The sequence below is a fragment of the Leucobacter triazinivorans genome (genome assembly GCF_004208635.1).
Lineage (GTDB): Bacteria > Actinomycetota > Actinomycetes > Actinomycetales > Microbacteriaceae > Leucobacter > Leucobacter triazinivorans.
Window position 1 is genome coordinate 976770 of sequence record NZ_CP035806.1, and the last position, 16621, is coordinate 993390.

A 16621-nucleotide genomic window follows, 5' to 3' on the forward strand; every position below is an offset into this window, starting at 1 on the left:
CGTGGGATCCTCCCCGCTCTGTTGCGAAACCTGAGAGATTCAGGCGCTCTGCGTGTTGCACGCGGGGCGCCCTTGCACCGTCGGTGAGCGCGGATCCGCGGGATCCGCGCTGCTTTCCAGAGTTGCCGCGCTGCAGCGGTACGGGGGCCTGAGAGATTCCCGGGGAGGGTTTGCTCCTACGGCGCCGGGTCGCAGTCACGCGGATCCCGAGCTCTCCCGCCACAGCTTGATGGCCGATATTCACGAGTGCGCTCAGTGTACCAGCCCCGGCGGCCCGCGGACCTCAGCGGTGCGCCAGGGCCGCCACCACCTCCGCCGCCGGGCGCACCGCGGTCACCGATCCCACGCCCTGGCCGGCGTCGAGCGGCACGACGGAGTAGTCGGCCGCCGCCACCGCCGCGCGAAACGCGGCGCGGGCCTCGGCGTCGGCGGCGAGCTCGTCCTCGCGCCCCTGCCAGCGGTCGACGAACGGCGTGCGCAGCAGGCGCTCCGGAAAGCGGCTCGGCCAGGGCCGCTCGAGCGCCACGTCGAGTACCCGCGAGACCCGGGTGTCGGCGCCGTCGGCCGCGACCAGCACGGCGCGGGCGGCGTCACCGGTCAGCGCCTCCTCGCAGGCCGCGAACGCGGTGCCGACCCAGGCCGCAGCCGCTCCCGCGGCGAGCACGCCCGCCAGGTCCTCGGCCGTGCTCACCGCGCCGGCGGCCAGCACCGGCACGTCGACCGCGTCCACCACGGCGGCCAGCAGCTCGTCCCGCGGCTCGCGATGATCGCCGTGTCCGCCGCCCTCCAGGCCGCGGGCCACGACGGCGTCGACGCCCGCGTCGACCGCGCGGCGGGCCTCGGCGACCGTGGCGACCTGGGTCACGGCCAGGGCGCCCGAGGCGCGCACCGCCTCGATCCACGCGGGCCGCGGATCCTCCCCCTCCCAGTCGCCGAAACTCACCGAGACCAGCGCGGGCCCGGCGGCAAGGGCACGCTCGAGCATCGCGGGATCGCGTTCGATCCCCCAGGCGACGAGCCCGATCCCGAACGGCCGGCCGCCGGTGTCGAGCAGGGCGAGCTCCCGCTCGAGCGCCGCGACCGATCCCGCGCTGCCCATGCCGATCATGCCGAGCGCGCCCGCGCGCGACACCGCGCTCGCGAGCGCCCCGCCGGCCGCACCGCCCATCGGGGCGCACACCACCGGCACCGCGAGCCCGAGCCCCGCAGCCCACTCCGCCTGCGATCCGTTCGTCATCGTCGTTCCCTTCGTCGTGCGCGATCCCGGATCCGGCGGTTTCCCCGCGGATTCCGAGCCGCCACCGGTTTCGGGTTCAGTCCCGCCGCCGACCATCGGCCGCCAGCCGATCCCGCGCCCACCGCACCTCGCGCGGGTCGTGGAGCTCGAGCAGTTCCACCACCTCGCCGCCGTCGCAGCGCAGCAGCTCGACCACGGCGCCGCGGTCGCCGACGCGGGCGACGCGGATCGCTCCGCCCGACAATTCCCACCGCTCCACGGCCGCGGGCGGCGCGGACGATGAGCTGTGGCCGGCCCGCTTCGCGTCAGCGCCCCGGTCGGCGGCCTCGGGATCCTCGCTCATGCCCCGACTCTACTCCCGCGGCGCGGGGAGGCCGGCGATCACGACGCGCGGCGGTAGGCGAGATCGCGGATCGCGCGGCCCTTCTCGGCGCCCTTCTTCTCGAAGGCGGTGAGCACGCGTCCCTCGAAGCGCTCCGCCCAGTCCCCCGCGAAGTCGCGCTCGAAGCCGGGGGCGGCGTCGAGCACCTCGCGCATCCACTCGGCGTAGTCCTCCCAGTCGGTGGCGAGCCGCAGCACTCCTCCCGGGCGCAGCGAGAGCCGGGCGATGCGCGCGAAGTCGGCGCTGACCAGGCGACGCTTGTGGTGTCGCGCCTTGGCCCACGGGTCGGGGAAGAACACCCAGACCTCGTCGACCGATCCGGCGGGCAGGAACTTCTCGAGCAGCTCGGGAGCGTTGACCTCGGCGAGGCGCAGGTTCTCGAGCCCGGCGAGCTCGGCCCGGATGATGGTGCGCGCCAGCCCCGCGCGGAACACCTCGACGCCCAAGAAGTTCGTCTCGGGATGCGCCTCCGCCGCGTGCAGGATCGCGTGCCCCTGCCCCGTGCCGACCTCGACGACGAGGGGCGCGCGGCGACCGAAGATGCGCTCGGGGTCGCCGGTCGCGTCGTCGGCGACGCTCGTCGCCGCCCGGCCGTGCGGGATGTCGAGCACGTACTCGGTGTGGTGCTGCTCCCACGCGCGCTCCTGCGAGGGGGTCATGCGTCCGCTGCGGCGCACGAACGACACCGGCTTGTCTCTGAAGGTGCTGGGATCGAAGCTCTTGTGCGGCAGGGGCTGCTGGTCGTTCACCCGTCTACGGTAGCCGATCCCACCCCCTCCTTCCCGACCCTCGCGGGCCGGAAGCCTCCCACCGGGCGCCGCGCTCCTCGCGCCAGGCAGGCGATCGCGGCTCAGGGGTGTTCACACGACCCTCTGTACCGCCGAGGGAAAGCGTCATCCTGAGTCGCGATCCACCCCTCGAGCCGCGACGATACGATAGACGGCAACGGACGGAGGGAACGCACCATGACCAGACGGATCCTGCTGGTGAACGGCCCCAATCTCAACCTGCTGGGCACCCGCGAGCCCGAGATCTACGGCGACGACACCCTCGCCGACGTCGAGGCGCTGGTCGTGCGCGTGGCCGGAGACTTCGGCCTCGACGTGCGCGCGGTGCAGAGCAACCACGAGGGCGTGCTCATCGACGTGATCCACGCCGCGCGCGAGGACTGCGCGGCAATCGTCATCAACCCGGGCGCTTTCACGCACACCTCGATCGCGCTGCGCGACGCGCTCACGGGTGTTGCGCTGCCCGTCGCCGAGGTGCACATCTCCAACGTGCACGCGCGCGAGCCGTTCCGCCACCACTCCTACATCTCGGACATCGCCGACTGCGTGGTCGTGGGCTGCGGCGTGCAGGGCTACGAGTTCGCGGTGCGCCGCCTCGCGGCGATCATCGCGGGCTGATCCCACCCCGCAATTCCTCCGCTACGCGCGTCAGTAGGTGCTGCCATTTCTCCGCTGTGGCGACATCTCCTGACGCGCGAATGGTGGTCCGGGGGTATCGGGCCGGGCCTCGACCGTCGAGTTCGATGCGCCCCCACGGCGGCGAGCGCGGCAGCCCGCGCGCGATCCGCTACGGCACCGTGATGAAGACGTCGAAGAGGCGGGGGTTGTGCGCGTGCACGAGCACCGCGAACACCACCGCGTCGAAGAGCAGGTGCACCGTCACGACGTAGGCCAGGGAGTGCGTGCGCAGGTAGATGTAGCCCTGCATCAGCGCGAACGGGATCGTCAGCAGCGGCCCCCAGGACCGGTATCCGAGCTCCCACAGGAACGAGACGAACACGATCGTCTGCAGCGCATTGGCGACCCACGGCGGGAAGTGCCGCAGCAGCACGGTGAAGACGGTGCAGATGAAGAAGAGCTCGTCCCAGATCCCGACCGCGCCGACCCCGACGAACAGCCGCGCGATGAGATCGGGGTCGTCGACGACGGGCCAGTTGCGGTACACGCCCGAAGAGATGAAGTACCAGGGCAGGATCAGCCACCCCAGCACCAGCACCGCGATCAGCCAACTCCAGTGCAGCCGGCCCCAGCGGCCGGAACCGAACCATGGGAAGGCGGTGGCCCGATCGCGGTAGAGGAACCGCGACACGAGGTAGGGCACCGCGACCGCGCCGCCCAGCGCCAGGGTGAAAGCGAGCATCGACCGGTTGTCGAGATGGGCGGCGAGCGGGATCGCGCGCACGATCGCCAGACCGATCGCGATGAGGGAGAGGTCGCGCAGCAGAGACGGTGTTCTGGGGATCTCGCGCCCGCCGCTGTGCTCGGCGCCCCAGGCGAGGATGAGGCCGGCGACCAGCATGCCGAAGCCGAGCACCGGTTGCTCGAGCACGAAGAATGCGGGGGCCGCGAGGCAGACGAGCAGCGCCGCGGTCAGGTGCAGCGGCCGCACGTGCCCGGGTGCTTCCCTCATGCCCCCAGCGTAGCGATGGACGGGCGTCGGGCGCGTGCGACTGGGCTCGGACAGCGGCCGATCATCGGATCACGAATCGAGAAGTGCGATGTCCGACCCCCGCGCTACCCTGGCTCCATGACCGACGCACACGCCGCCGCTGCCGGCGCCGCCTCCTCCGAACGACACCCGGCCGACCGCCACGATCGCATCAGCGTGCGGGGCGCGCGCGAGCACAATCTCAAGGACATCAGCGTCGACCTGCCGAAGCGGCGGCTCACCGTGTTCACGGGGGTCTCCGGATCCGGCAAGAGCTCGCTCGTCTTCAGCACCATCGCCGCAGAGTCGCAGCGCCTCATCAACGAGACCTACAGCGCGTTCGTGCAGGGTTTCATGCCCTCGCAGGCGCGACCGGACGTCGACGTGCTCGAGGGTTTGACGACCGCCATCCTCGTCGACCAGGAGCGCATGGGGGCCAACCCGCGATCCACCGTCGGCACGGCGACCGACGTCAACGCGATGCTGCGGATCGTCTTCTCCCGGCTCGGCCGGCCGCGCATCGGCTCGCCCAACGCGTTCTCGTTCAACGTGGCCTCCATCAGCGGCGCGGGCGCCGTGACGCTCGAGAAGGGCGGCAAGAAGGTCAAGGAGCGCCGCAGCTTCGAGATCCTCGGCGGGATGTGCGCCACCTGCGAGGGCCGGGGCAGCGTGAGCGACTTCGATCTCGACGAGCTCTACGACGCCGAGCTGACGCTGAGCGGGGGCGCGCTGAAGGTGCCGGGGTACAGCATGGACGGCTGGTACGGGCGCCTCTTCTCGGCGCTGCTGCCGATGGACACGCCGATCCGCGAGTTCACGGCGCAGCAGATGGACGACCTGCTGCACAAGGAACCCACCAAGATCAAGGTCGAGGGCACCAATCTCACCTACGAGGGACTGATCCCGCGCATCCAGAAGTCGATCCTGTCGAAGGATCGCGAGGCCATGCAGCCCCATATCCGGGCGTTCGTGGATCGCGCGATCGTGTTCCACGCCTGCCCCGACTGCGGCGGCACGCGGCTCAACGAGACGGCGCGATCCTCGAGGATCGACGGACGCTCCATCGCCGACGTCTGCGCCATGCAGATCACCGACCTCGCCGAGTGGGTGCGCGGCATCGAGGACCCCGGCATGGCGCCCCTCATCGACAAGCTCGTCGACACGCTCGACTCGTTCGTGCAGATCGGGCTCGGGTACCTCTCGCTCGATCGCCCGACGGGCACGCTGTCCGGCGGCGAGTCGCAGCGCACCAAGATGATCCGCCACCTCGGATCCGCCATCACCGACGCGACCTACGTGTTCGACGAGCCGTCGATCGGGCTGCACCCCCACGACATCCAGCGCATGAACCAGCTGCTGCTCAGGCTGCGCGACAAGGGCAACACGGTGCTGGTGGTCGAGCACAAACCCGAGATGATCGCGATCGCCGACCACGTGGTCGACCTCGGACCCCGGGCGGGCGCCGACGGCGGCGAGATCTGCTTCGAGGGCACGGTCGAGGGGCTGCGGGCCTCGGGCACGCTCACGGGCAGGCACCTCGACGATCGCGCGCGCCTCAAGGACTCCGTGCGCAGCGCGACGGGCACGATCGAGGTGCGGGGCGCGGATCTCCATAACCTCCGCGACGTCGACGTCGACGTGCCGCTCGGCGTGCTGTGCGCCGTCACCGGAGTCGCGGGCTCGGGCAAGAGCTCGCTGATCCACGGCTACGTCTCGAAGCGCGAGGGCGTCGTGGCGGTGGATCAGGGCGCGATCAAGGGGTCGCGCCGATCCAACCCCGCCACCTACACCGGCCTCCTCGACCCCGTGCGCACCGCGTTCGCGAAGGCCAACGGCGTGAAGCCGGCGCTCTTCAGCGCGAACTCGGAGGGCGCGTGCCCCGAGTGCGCGGGCGCCGGCATCATCTACACCGACCTCGGCATGATGGCCACCATGGAGAGCGTGTGCCAGGTCTGCGAGGGCAAGCGCTTCGACGCGGCGGTGCTCGACTACACCCTCGGCGGCAAGAACATCGCCGAGGTGCTCGATCTGTCGATGGCGGAGGCGCTCGAGTTCTTCTCTGGGGGCGACTCGCGGATCCCGAAGGCGGTCAAGATTCTCGAGCGCCTCGTCGACGTGGGCATCGGGTACATCAAGCTCGGGCAGGCGCTCTCCACGCTCTCCGGCGGCGAGCGCCAGCGCCTGAAGCTCGCCATCCACATGATCGAGGACGCCGACGTCTACGTGCTCGACGAGCCCACGACCGGCCTGCACCTGGCCGACGTCGAGCAGCTGCTCGGGGTGCTCGACCGGCTGGTCGACGCAGGCAAGAGCGTCATCGTGATCGAGCATCACCAGGCCGTGATGGCGCACGCCGACTGGATCATCGACATCGGGCCCGGCGCCGGGCAGCAGGGCGGCACGATCGCATTCGCGGGCACCCCGCACGATCTGATCGCGGCGGGATCCACGCTCACCGGTCAGCATCTCGCGGAGTACACGGCCGCGGGCTCCTGAGCTCGAGTCCGATCCCGAGCCCGATCCCGCGGAGCCGATGGAGGTGCACGAACGATGGTCGATCCCGGCTTCACGCTGACGCAGCTGCGGTACTTCGCCGAGGCCGCCCGCGCGGGCAGCATGACGGAGGCCGCCCGCAGGCTGCACGTCTCCCAGCCCGCGCTCTCGTCGGCGATCACGCAACTCGAGCGCGACCTGGGGGTGCAGCTCTTCGAGCGAGTGCCACGCCGAGGGATCCGCCTGACCTCGGCGGGGCGCCAGTTCCACGTCGACGCCGAAGGCCTGCTCTCGCACGCCGAAGGAGTGCGCGAGCGCGCGGGGAGCTTCTCGCAGACCCTCAGCGGCACGCTGCGCGTCGGCATGTATCTGCCGCTCGCACCGTTCCGGGCCCCATCGCTGCTCCAGGCCTTCGTGCGGCGCCACCCGAACATCGCGGTAGAGCTCTGGGAGGCCGACCACGATCAGCTGGTAGACCTGCTCGACAATCGCGAGATCGACCTCGCGATCGCCTACGACATGGCACCGTTCGAGCAGCACCACACCGAGGCGCTCGAGACCATCGCCCCGCACATGATCGTGGCCCCCGAGCACCCGCTGGCGGGCTCGGACGCGCCGGTCAGCCTCACCCGATTCGCCGCCGACCCGCTCGTGCTGCTCGACCTGCCGCACACGGCCCACTACTACCTCACCCTCTATCGGTCGCTGGGCCTCACTCCGGAGGTGCGCTATCGCATCCAGGGCTTCGAGACGGTGCGCGGCCTGGTGGGCCGGGGCTTCGGCGTGGCTCTGCTGAACCAGCGCATCGGGCACGACGTCACGTACGGCGGCGCGCAGGTCAGCACCATCGAGCTCGCCGAGGATCTCCCCGGCCTCACGCTGCTGCTCGTGCGTCGCCGAGAGGAGGAGTCGCAGCGCATGCGAGCCTTCATCGATGTCTGCCGCCGCTTGTTCTCCGGCTCCGACACCGCGCTCGAACCGGGCCGCGGAGCACGGGAATAAGTTGGTCATTCACATAATCAGAATCTATCGAAACAATCTTCCGGAGCCTCGGTCATCCCTCGACAGCGCCGCGCGAATCGGCACGATCACGGCGATCTCAGGCCCGCTTCTACGCGATAGCTCGGGGCCTCGTTCGGCCGCGTCACCGCGACACACGCCATCAGCATCGGCCCTGCCGCGCCTCCACGGCAGACCCTGTCATTGACAGAAACTATGCGAACTCCTTAGATTCTGGATCCATGACTCCTAGCAATGAAGCTCAGTCTCCACTCCTGACCGCCGACACGGCTGAGCGCCCGGGCGCCGGCATCACACCCATGCAGCGCCGGGTGCTCGCGGGGGCGAGCGTCGGCCAGTTCATCGAGTTCTACGACTTCGCGCTCTACGGCGTCTCCGCGGTCGTGCTCGCCCAGCTCTTCTTCCCCTCCGACAATCCGCTCACCGGACTGCTCGTGCTCTTCGCGACGTTCGGGGTCGCGTTCTTCATCCGCCCGCTGGGCGGGCTCTTCTTCGGCTCGCTCGCCGATCGGATCGGGCGCCGCAACGTGCTCGTGATCACGCTGCTCACGATCGGCGTCGCCACCACGGGCATCGGCCTCCTCCCCTCGTTCGAGACGATCGGCATGGCGGCACCGATCCTGCTCGTGCTCCTGCGCCTGCTGCAAGGGCTCTCCGCGGGCGGCGAATCGGCCGGCGCACCCTCGTTCGTGTTCGAGCACGCCCCCGTCCGCCGCCGCGGGCTGTTCGTCAACATCACACTCGCCGCGACCGCGCTGCCCTCCGTCTGCGCCGCGTTCTTCGTACTCTTCCTCTCCACCTCCATGAGCGATGAGGCGTTCATGTCCTGGGGCTGGCGGATCCCGTTCATCATCGCGCTGCCGCTCGCACTCGTCGGGCTCTGGATCCGCGCGAAGACCGAGGAGTCGCCCGCATTCACAGAGATGATGCGGGAGCAGGTCGAGCGCGCCGAGCGGGCCGAACGCAGCGGGGACGCCGAGCTCGCCGCGCACACCACGATCCGCGAGGCCTTCCGCAAGAACTGGCTGCAGATGATCCAGGTGGTCTTCGTGATGGGCCTCACCGCGATGGGGTTCTACTTCCTCTCCGGCTACTTCATCTCGTACGTCTCGACCACGGGCAATCTGAGCCGGGATCAGTCGCTGCTCCTCAACGGCGCAGCCATGCTCGCCTACACGGTGCTGCTGCCGGTCGCCGGCGCGATCGGCGACCGCGTCGGTCGCAGGCCGATGCTCATCGGCGGGGCGATCGCCATCGCAGTGCTCGCGATCCCCGCATTCTCGCTCGTGACCAGCGGCAGCGTCGGCCTCGCGCTCCTGGGCCAGCTGATCTTCGTCGTCGCGATCTGCTTCTACGGAGGCGGGTGCTACACCTTCTTCATCGAGGTCTTCGACACCAGGAACCGCTTCACCTCGGCAGCGTTCAGCTACAACCTCGGCTACGCGATCCTCGGCGGCACCGCACTCGTCGAATCGACCGCGGTGCCCTACTCCCCTGCCTACTACGTCATCGGGGTCGCCGTGCTCACCCTCATCGTGATGGCCATCACGCGAGTGCCCGAGACGCGCGGCTGGACCAAGTAGCCGCGTCCTCGGCAACCCCCGACGCATCGATCCCACCATCCACTCACCGGAGAATACGTACGAACATGAACGAACAGGCCTCGCCCTTCCACCAAACGTCCGCGGAGGCGTTCCTGCAGGATTTCCATCACGTCGCGTCGATCGGCGCCACCGATCGCGGCGGCGTGGAGCGCCAGGCCGCGACGGACGCGGATCGCCGCACCCGCGACTGGTTCTCCGAGTTCGCCCGCTCCCGCGGCTGGTCCGTCGAGGTCGACGGCATCGGCAACGTGTTCGCCACCGTGGAGTTCGTGCCCGGCGCGCCGGCGATCCTCAGCGGATCGCACCTCGACTCGCAACCGCGCGGGGGCCGCTTCGACGGCGCCTACGGCGTGCTCGCCTCCCTGCACGCCGCGGCGGAGATCCAGCGACGAGTCGAGGCCGGCGAGCTCGCGCCGAAGTACAATCTCATCGTCGTCGACTGGTTCAACGAGGAGGGCAGCCGATTCGCGCCGTCGATCATGGGCAGTTCGGTGTTCTCGGGGCTCATGGACCGCGACGAGATCCTCGCCGTGCGCGACTCGGGCGGCACCACGGTGCGCGAGGCGCTCGAGGGGATCGGATACCTGGGCGCCGCGCGGGGCCCGCAGCAGCTCGCGGGCTACGCGGAGGTGCACATCGAGCAGGGGCGCATCCTCGAGCGCGAGGGGGTCGCGCTCGGCGCGGTCGACTCGAGCTGGTACACCCAGAAGCTCGACATCGAGATCCTCGGCGAGCAGTCGCACACGGGCGCCACCGCCATGGCGGACCGTCGCGACGCGCTCGTGGGCGCGTCGCGCGTGACGCTGCTGGTGCGCGACATCTGCTCCGAATACCCCGCCGAGGCGCTCGTCTCCTCCGTCGGGCAGATCACAGTGGAGCCGAACTCCCCGATCGTGGTCAACAGCCGCGTGCACCTGGTCGCCGACCTGCGCGCGAACGACCCGGAGATCGTCAGGGGGGCGCGCGACGCCCTCCTGGAGCGGTTCCGCACCGTCGCCGAGGAGGAGCGCCTCGAGATCGTCGCGAAGGACTTCGACGTCCGCCCGAATCGGTACTACCCGCGGGAGGGCGTCGAACTGCAGGAGCGCGTCGCGGACTCCCTCGGCCTCGGCATCCGCCGCATCCAGACGATGGCGGGTCACGACTCGGTGGCGCTGAACACCGTCACCCCCTCCGTGATGATGTTCGTGCCCTCCGTCGACGGCGTCTCCCACTGCGAGCGCGAGCTCACGAGGGACGAAGACCTGGTGAACGGCCTGGCCGCACTCACCAGGGTGGTCTCTGAGATGCTGACCGGCGCGCTCGACGGGGTGCCGTACCCGGGCCGTCCGGCCGTCGCAGTGGGGGCGTGATCCATGACCGGGCCGCAGCCGTACTCGCTCGGCGCCCTCGAGGCGCTGCGCGCCTTCCGCTCCGGAGCGCTGTCGCCGGTCGACCTCTTCGACTCCGTCGTGGAGCGGATCGAGACCGTGGATCGCGCCGACCCCGACGGATCGGGGGCGATCAACGCCGTGATGCAGACCCTGCCCGGGGGGCGCGAAGCCGCGGTGCGGGCCGAACGCCGCTACCGCTCGGGGGTCGACGAGCCGATCGGCACCGGATCGACGGCCCTGCTCGGGCTGCCCATCGCGACCAAGGAGAAGCACGGGATCGCGGGCGAGCCCCTCAGCCAGGGCCTCGTCGCGCTGCGCGAGGAGCTCGTCGGCGTCGATCATCCGGTGGTCGAGCGGATCGGCGGCGCAGGCGGGATCGTGCACGCCCGCACCACGTCGCCCGAGTTCAGCTGCGCCACGGTCACCCACTCCCGCCTCTGGGGGGTGACGCGCAACCCCTGGAATCGGGCCTTCTCCCCCGGGGGCTCCTCCGGGGGCGCGGGCGCAGCGCTCGCCGCCGGGTACGCACCGCTCGCCACCGCCTCCGACATCGCGGGATCCACCCGCATCCCCGCGGGCTTCAGCGGGGTGGTCGGGTACAAGGCCCCTTACGGCAGGATCCCGGGGCTGCCGCCCCTGTCGGCCGACTGGTACCGCGGCGACGGTCCCATGGCCCGCTCGGTCGCCGATGCGGCGCTGCTGACGAACGTGCTCTCGGGGATCCACCCGGCAGACCACGGCACCGTTCCCGGCGAGGGCCCGCTCCCGCTCGAGTATCCCGATGCACCGGAGCGGCTCGCGGGGAAGCGGGTCGCCGTCTCGATGCGCCTCGGGGACTACCCCGTGCACCCCGAGGTGCAGGGGGCGGTCCTGCGGCTCGCGGCACTCCTCGCCGACGCCGGCGCCATCGTCGAGGAGGTGGAGCTGCCATGGACGAGCTCCGGGATCCGTGACATCACCATGGGCCACTTCGGACACATCCTCGGCCCGGCCATGTCCCGCTTGACCGCGGGGATGCCGGCGCTCGCCGACTACACCGAGCGGTTCATCGCGGACACCCGCGCGGCCGGCGCGCGGATGAGCCTCGTCGAGACCCTCGAGGGCGAGGCCCGCATGCAGGCGGAGCTCGCCGCGGCGATGGCGGGTTTCGATGTGCTGCTCACCCCCGTCAGCGCGGTCGACGGCCTCGTCGCCGACGCCAGCTACCTCGACGGGATCACGGTGCCGGATCCCGACGCCGCGGATGGCGGCGGTGAGGGCGGCGGCGGTGATGGTGGCGTGCACCTCGAGCACTACTGGCAGGCGCACATGACGGTGCCCTTCAACGTCGGCAACCGCTGCCCGGTGCTCGCGGTACCGGCGGGCATCGCGAGCACCGGGGTGCCGATCGGCGTGCAGATCGTCGGCCACCCCTACGCGGAGGAGTCGGTGTTCCGCGTCGGAGCGGCCATCGAGCAGTTGCAGCCCTGGCCGCTGCTGGCACCGCTGGCGTGAGAGGCGGTACACCCGGCCGATCCCGCGGATCCGCTACGGGGCGCTCGGCAACTCGTTGATCGCGCGGATCAGCCGGTAGAGGTCGCCGACAGCGCGCTGCCGCGGGGTGAGCACGATCCGCGGCAGCTCGGGACGGTCCTGCTCGGCGATCTCGGCCCTGCGGGCCTCGGTCCGCTCGATGCGGCCGCGCAGGCACAGACCCGAGAAGCGCTCGTCGAGCTCCGCGAGCTCCGCGTCGCTCGGCTCCGAGCGCAGCCGCAGCACGAGCTCCTCGTCGAACCACCGCAACGAGTCGTAGTTGCGCCAGAAGCCGGCGATCTCGGCGATCGCCTCTTCGACGGAGTCGGTGACGAGCACCCGGTCGAGGTCGTTCACCGCGATGAGGCCCGATCCCGCGAGCTCCTCGGTCACGAACCGCGCGAAGCCCCGCCAGAACGTGCCGCCGGGGCGATCGAGCAGCACGATCGGCATCGGCACCATCTTGCCCGTCTGCTGCAGCGTGAGCAGTTCGAAGGTCTCGTCCATCGTGCCGAAGCCGCCGGGCAGGCAGATGAAGCCGCTCGACTCCTTCACGAGCATCAGCTTCCTGGTGAAGAAGTACTTCATCGCCACCCGGCGGTCGTCGTCGGCCACGACCGCGTTCGGCCGCTCCTCGAACGGCAGCCGGATCGACACGCCGAGCGATCGCTGCGGCCCTGCGCCCGTCGCGGCGGCCTCCATGATGCCCGGGCCCGCCCCGGTCACCACCATCCAGCCCTGCTCGGCGAGGCCGCGGGCCGCCGCCTCGGCCGCGCGCCACAGCGGGTCCCCCGCGCTCGTGCGCGCCGAGCCGAAGATCGACACCTTGGGAGTGTCGACGTAGGGGGCGAACAGGCGAAATGCGGTGCGCATCTCCTCCACGGCCGCTGCCGTGATCTTGAGGTTGAGGCGGCTCGTGCCGTCCTGCCCGAGCCCGATCCCGGTCGCGAGGATGCGCCGGATCAGGCCGCGCTGCCCCGAGACGCCCGCTTCGACGACGAGCTCGGCGATCCTCGCGTCGAGATCCGCGGCCGGCGTCGGCGCGTCTGACGGCTCCGCACCGCCCGCCGTATCGAGCAGGTCGGTGCTCGCGAGCAGATCGGTGTTCGGCTGTTCGGCGTTCGGCGAGGGCTTCACGTTCCCCAGTCTAGGACGGGCACCCGCGGCATCCCGGGCGTGTCGTGCGGGGCCCTCGACCCTCCCCGTTCCACGTGCCCCGCTCCCCGCTCAGCGCTCATCGCTCATCGCTCACTGCTCCAGGTGCGCCGCCAGATTCTGCAGCGACGACGCGAGCCCCACGGCGTGATCCGCCGCCGAGATGCCGGGAGGGACGTTCTCGGCGCGGATCTCGACCCGGCTCCCCGTCGCGCTCGGCGCGACGCTCCACGTCATCCGCATGGGGCCGCGAACGGCCGGGTCGTCCGACACGAAGTCGATCTCCTGCACCACGCGCGTCCCGGGAACGAGCTCGACGAACCTCGCTTCCACGACGTCGGAGCCGTCGCCGGCCTTCCCCGGGGAGGCCGCCGGGTCGGCGTATCGCAGCACCATCCGGTACGAGCCGCCGGGTCGGGCATCGAAGTGCTCGAGGCTTGCGCGCATCCCCTCCGGCGGCAGCCAGGCGAGCAGCGCATCGGGGTCGATGAACGCGGCGTAGACGCGGTCCGGAGCAGCGGCGATCTCGCGGGCGGCGGTATCTGTTCTCGGCATCCCCGCACGCTAGCACGCCGGCATCCGAGTCGCCGGAGCACCCGTCGGAGCAGTCGCCTGCCGTCCCGCCGCAGAGCGACTCCGCGACCGGCGCCCCGCTAGGCGGTGACGACCTCGGGCGCTCCCGTTCCCGCAGACGCGGGCATCTCGGCGGCGATCCGATTCGCCTCCTCGATGAGCGTCGCCACGATCTCGCTCTCGGGAACGGTCTTGATGACCTCGCCCTTCACGAAGATCTGACCTTTGCCATTGCCCGAGGCGACCCCGAGGTCGGCCTCGCGCGCCTCGCCGGGACCGTTCACCACGCAGCCCATCACGGCGACGCGCAACGGCACGCTCATGCCCTCGAGTCCGGCGGTCACCTGATCCGCCAGCGTGTAGACGTCGACCTGGGCGCGCCCGCACGAGGGGCAGGAGACGATCTCGAGCTTGCGCTCGCGCAGGTTGAGCGACTGGAGAATCTGCAGTCCCACCTTCACCTCCTCGACCGGCGGGGCCGAGAGGGAGACCCGGATGGTGTCGCCGATGCCCTCCGAGAGCAGGATGCCGAACGCGGTCGCGCTCTTGATCGTGCCCTGGAACGCAGGCCCGGCCTCGGTCACGCCGAGGTGCAGCGGCCAGTCCCCGCGCTCGGCGAGCAGCCGGTACGCCTTGACCATGACGATGGGATCGTTGTGCTTGACCGAGATCTTGAAGTCGTGGAACCCGTGCTCCTCGAAGAGGGACGCCTCCCAGACGGCGCTCTCGACGAGGGCCTCCGGGGTGGCCTTGCCGTACTTCTCGAGCAGGCGCCGGTCGAGCGACCCGGCGTTCACGCCGATGCGCAGCGACACGCCGGCCGCCTGCGCGCGCCGGGCGATCTCGCCGACCTGGTCGTCGAACTTGCGGATGTTGCCGGGGTTGACGCGCACGGCGGCGCAGCCGGCGTCGATCGCCGCGAACACGTAGTTCGGCTGGAAGTGGATATCGGCGATGACCGGGATCTGGCTCTTCTTCGCGATGATCGGCAGCGCTTCGGCGTCGTCCCGGCTCGGGCACGCGACGCGCACGATGTCGCAGCCGGAAGCCGTGAGCTCGGCGATCTGCTGCAGCGTCGCGTTGATGTCGGTGGTGGGCGTGGTGGTCATCGACTGCACGGAGATCGGCGCACTGCCGCCCACCCGCACCGAACCGACCGATATCTCGCGGGTCTTGCGCCTCGGGGCGAGCACTTCGGGCACCGACGGCATACCTAGATTGACTGCTGCCACGCGCACGAGTCTACCCGCACGTACTGGGAGTCGATCGCCCGGGGCCCGGGGCCCGGCGCCGGGCCCCCGCGCAGCACGGCACCCGGAACCCCTACCCGAACAACTGCACCGGCTTCACGATGTCCGCGTACATCAGCAGCGCGCTCATGCCTCCGAGCACGATGATCACCACGAAGGTCACCGGAACCATTCGCGCGGTGTCGATCGGACCGGGATCCGGCTTGCGACGCAGCCGCGCGATCCCGCGCTTCGCCCCCTCGTAGAGGGCGCCGGCGATGTGCCCGCCGTCGAGCGGCATGAGCGGCACCAGGTTGAACACGAAGAGCGCGACATTGAGGGATCCCAGCAGCCCGAACATCGTCTGCGCGCGAGCGGCGACCGGTGCCTCGTCGAGGCTGACGATCTCTCCCGCGAGCCGGCCGACGCCCACGACGCTGATGGGCCCGTTCGGATCGCGCTCCTCGGCGCCGAATGCGGCGTTCCAGATGTCGACCATGCGTTCGGGCAGGCGCGCGATCACCCCGACGACCTGCCGCACGTTCTCACCGACGAATGCGGGCACCTCCGTGATGGGCTGCGAGACCGTCTCGGACGCCGGGGTCGCGCCGATCATGCCGACCGTCTCCGTGAGCGGCGCCCCGCTCGCATCGGTGACGAGCCGCCCGTCGGCATCGGCCACGGCCCGCTCGTTGGCGACCGGGGTGAGCCGCAGCGTCTGCTGCGCGCCGTCCCGTTCGATCTCGACCTCCAGCGCGCGGCCGGGCGCGGAGCCCACGATCCCGCGGAACTGGTCCCAGGTCTCGATGGGGGCGCCGTCCACCGCGACGATGCGGTCGCCGGGGAGGAGGCCCGCCTCGGCCGCGGGCGCGGCCGGATCCTCGCTGCCGCACGCCGTCACGGTGCTCGAGGCGGGCACAAGGCACTCGCTGACGCCGCCGATAGTGGTGCTGCTCTGCGGCAGGCCGAAACCGACGAGCACGATCCCGAAGAAGACGAATGCGAGCACCAGGTTCATGAACGGCCCGCCGAGCATGATGACGATCTTCTTCCACATCGGCAGGCGGTAGAACGTGCGGTGCTCCTCGCCCGCCTCGATCGTCTCGGCGCTCGCCTGGCGGGCGTCGTCGACCATTCCGGCGATGCCGCGGCGCGGCTCGTCGGCGCCGGCGGTGTCCTCCGGGCCGACGGCATCGATGCCGGCGTCGTCGACGCCAGCCGGCGAGTCGGGATCGCCGATGCGCTCGAGCTCGGCGACCACGTCGCCGCGGGGGGGCCGCTTCGCAGTGCCCGCCCCCTCCTCGACCACCGAGTTGAGGAAACCCGTGGTGGACGCGCGCGGGGCCTCACCCGGTTTGCTCGGCGGGTACATGCCCGTCATCGCCACATAGCCGCCGAGGGGGATCGCCTTGACGCCGTACTCGGTCTCGCCCTTCTTGCGCGACCAGAGCGTCTTGCCGAAGCCCACCATGTACTGCGTCACCTTGACGCCGAAGAGCTTCGCGGGCACGAGGTGGCCGATCTCGTGCAGCGCGATGGACAGCGCGAGACCCGCCAGAATGATGACGATCCCGAGCACGTAGAGCAGCACCTCAGTCACGCACTCA

General features: G+C 70.7%; 14 protein-coding genes and 2 riboswitches. Of the genes, 6 read left to right on the plus strand and 8 right to left on the minus strand.

Going from position 1 to position 16621, the window contains the following annotated elements; translation table 11 throughout:
* Positions 1-8: 8 nt before the first annotated feature.
* Positions 9-126: riboswitch (glycine riboswitch) on the minus strand.
* A riboswitch (glycine riboswitch) is annotated at positions 127-229 on the minus strand.
* A 54-nt stretch (positions 230-283) separates the two neighbouring features.
* The 3 genes from EVS81_RS04525 to trmB all read right to left on the minus strand — a co-directional run bounded on the left by EVS81_RS04525 (position 284) and on the right by trmB (position 2368).
* A complete protein-coding gene (locus EVS81_RS04525; RefSeq protein ID WP_130109326.1) occupies positions 284-1237 on the minus strand; it encodes an NAD(P)H-dependent flavin oxidoreductase in 954 nt (317 codons plus the stop codon).
* A 76-nt stretch (positions 1238-1313) separates the two neighbouring features.
* On the minus strand, positions 1314-1580 hold the full coding sequence (locus tag EVS81_RS04530) for a hypothetical protein (RefSeq protein WP_130109327.1): 267 nt from the start codon (positions 1578-1580) through the stop codon (positions 1314-1316).
* A gap of 38 nt (positions 1581-1618) precedes the next feature.
* Positions 1619-2368 carry a tRNA (guanosine(46)-N7)-methyltransferase TrmB gene (gene trmB, locus EVS81_RS04535; protein ID WP_205879386.1) on the minus strand — a complete coding sequence of 250 codons (750 nt, stop codon included), beginning with the start codon at positions 2366-2368 and terminating at the stop codon, positions 1619-1621.
* Between the two features lie 216 nt (positions 2369-2584).
* Between trmB and aroQ the strand changes: the two genes are divergently transcribed.
* Complete coding sequence (gene aroQ, locus EVS81_RS04540; protein WP_130109328.1) at positions 2585-3025, plus strand: type II 3-dehydroquinate dehydratase; 441 nt, start codon at positions 2585-2587, stop codon at positions 3023-3025.
* 169 nt (positions 3026-3194) lie between these two features.
* On the opposite strand, the gene EVS81_RS04545 is transcribed toward aroQ, so the two are convergent.
* Positions 3195-4037, minus strand: coding sequence for a CPBP family intramembrane glutamic endopeptidase (locus EVS81_RS04545; RefSeq protein ID WP_130109329.1), 843 nt, complete (start codon positions 4035-4037; stop codon positions 3195-3197).
* Between the two features lie 117 nt (positions 4038-4154).
* On the opposite strand from EVS81_RS04545, the gene EVS81_RS04550 reads away from it, so the two are divergent.
* The 5 genes from EVS81_RS04550 to EVS81_RS04570 all read left to right on the plus strand — a co-directional run bounded on the left by EVS81_RS04550 (position 4155) and on the right by EVS81_RS04570 (position 12039).
* Entirely contained in the window at positions 4155-6551 is a 2397-nt protein-coding gene (locus EVS81_RS04550) for an ATP-binding cassette domain-containing protein (RefSeq protein WP_130109330.1), read from the plus strand.
* 54 nt (positions 6552-6605) lie between these two features.
* Positions 6606-7550 (plus strand): LysR family transcriptional regulator, encoded by a 945-nt coding sequence (locus EVS81_RS04555; RefSeq protein WP_130109331.1) that lies wholly within the window; start codon positions 6606-6608, stop codon positions 7548-7550.
* 239 nt (positions 7551-7789) lie between these two features.
* Positions 7790-9151, plus strand: coding sequence for an MFS transporter (locus tag EVS81_RS04560; RefSeq protein ID WP_130109332.1), 1362 nt, complete (start codon positions 7790-7792; stop codon positions 9149-9151).
* Positions 9152-9216: 65 nt separating this feature from the next.
* Positions 9217-10524 (plus strand): M20 family metallo-hydrolase, encoded by a 1308-nt coding sequence (locus EVS81_RS04565; protein ID WP_130109333.1) that lies wholly within the window; start codon positions 9217-9219, stop codon positions 10522-10524.
* 3 nt (positions 10525-10527) lie between these two features.
* Positions 10528-12039, plus strand: a complete 1512-nt coding sequence (locus tag EVS81_RS04570; RefSeq protein ID WP_130109334.1) for an amidase — start codon at positions 10528-10530, stop codon at positions 12037-12039.
* A gap of 33 nt (positions 12040-12072) precedes the next feature.
* Here the strand turns inward: EVS81_RS04570 and EVS81_RS04575 are convergent, their stop codons facing one another.
* The 4 genes from EVS81_RS04575 to EVS81_RS04590 all read right to left on the minus strand — a co-directional run bounded on the left by EVS81_RS04575 (position 12073) and on the right by EVS81_RS04590 (position 16614).
* Positions 12073-13068, minus strand: coding sequence for an LOG family protein (locus EVS81_RS04575; RefSeq protein WP_130111288.1), 996 nt, complete (start codon positions 13066-13068; stop codon positions 12073-12075).
* Positions 13069-13305: 237 nt separating this feature from the next.
* Positions 13306-13767: an SRPBCC domain-containing protein gene (locus EVS81_RS04580; protein WP_130109335.1), complete on the minus strand. Its 462-nt coding sequence runs from the start codon at positions 13765-13767 to the stop codon at positions 13306-13308.
* Positions 13768-13865: 98 nt separating this feature from the next.
* On the minus strand, positions 13866-15017 hold the full coding sequence (ispG, locus tag EVS81_RS04585) for a flavodoxin-dependent (E)-4-hydroxy-3-methylbut-2-enyl-diphosphate synthase (protein ID WP_205879387.1): 1152 nt from the start codon (positions 15015-15017) through the stop codon (positions 13866-13868).
* 91 nt (positions 15018-15108) lie between these two features.
* The gene (locus tag EVS81_RS04590; RefSeq protein WP_130109336.1) at positions 15109-16614 is read right to left on the minus strand and encodes a M50 family metallopeptidase; all 1506 of its coding nucleotides are present in this window, start codon (positions 16612-16614) and stop codon (positions 15109-15111) included.
* Positions 16615-16621: the final 7 nt, after the last annotated feature.

Coding starts and splice junctions, on each gene's coding strand:
- EVS81_RS04555 (WP_130109331.1), top strand. CDS start 6,606: ATGGTCGATCCCGGCTTCACGCTGACGCAGCTGCGGTACTTCGCCGAG.
- EVS81_RS04525 (WP_130109326.1), bottom strand. CDS start 1,237: ATGACGAACGGATCGCAGGCGGAGTGGGCTGCGGGGCTCGGGCTCGCG.
- EVS81_RS04550 (WP_130109330.1), top strand. CDS start 4,155: ATGACCGACGCACACGCCGCCGCTGCCGGCGCCGCCTCCTCCGAACGA.
- EVS81_RS04545 (WP_130109329.1), bottom strand. CDS start 4,037: ATGAGGGAAGCACCCGGGCACGTGCGGCCGCTGCACCTGACCGCGGCG.
- EVS81_RS04570 (WP_130109334.1), top strand. CDS start 10,528: ATGACCGGGCCGCAGCCGTACTCGCTCGGCGCCCTCGAGGCGCTGCGC.
- EVS81_RS04580 (WP_130109335.1), bottom strand. CDS start 13,767: ATGCCGAGAACAGATACCGCCGCCCGCGAGATCGCCGCTGCTCCGGAC.
- EVS81_RS04565 (WP_130109333.1), top strand. CDS start 9,217: ATGAACGAACAGGCCTCGCCCTTCCACCAAACGTCCGCGGAGGCGTTC.
- aroQ (WP_130109328.1), top strand. CDS start 2,585: ATGACCAGACGGATCCTGCTGGTGAACGGCCCCAATCTCAACCTGCTG.
- EVS81_RS04530 (WP_130109327.1), bottom strand. CDS start 1,580: ATGAGCGAGGATCCCGAGGCCGCCGACCGGGGCGCTGACGCGAAGCGG.
- EVS81_RS04560 (WP_130109332.1), top strand. CDS start 7,790: ATGACTCCTAGCAATGAAGCTCAGTCTCCACTCCTGACCGCCGACACG.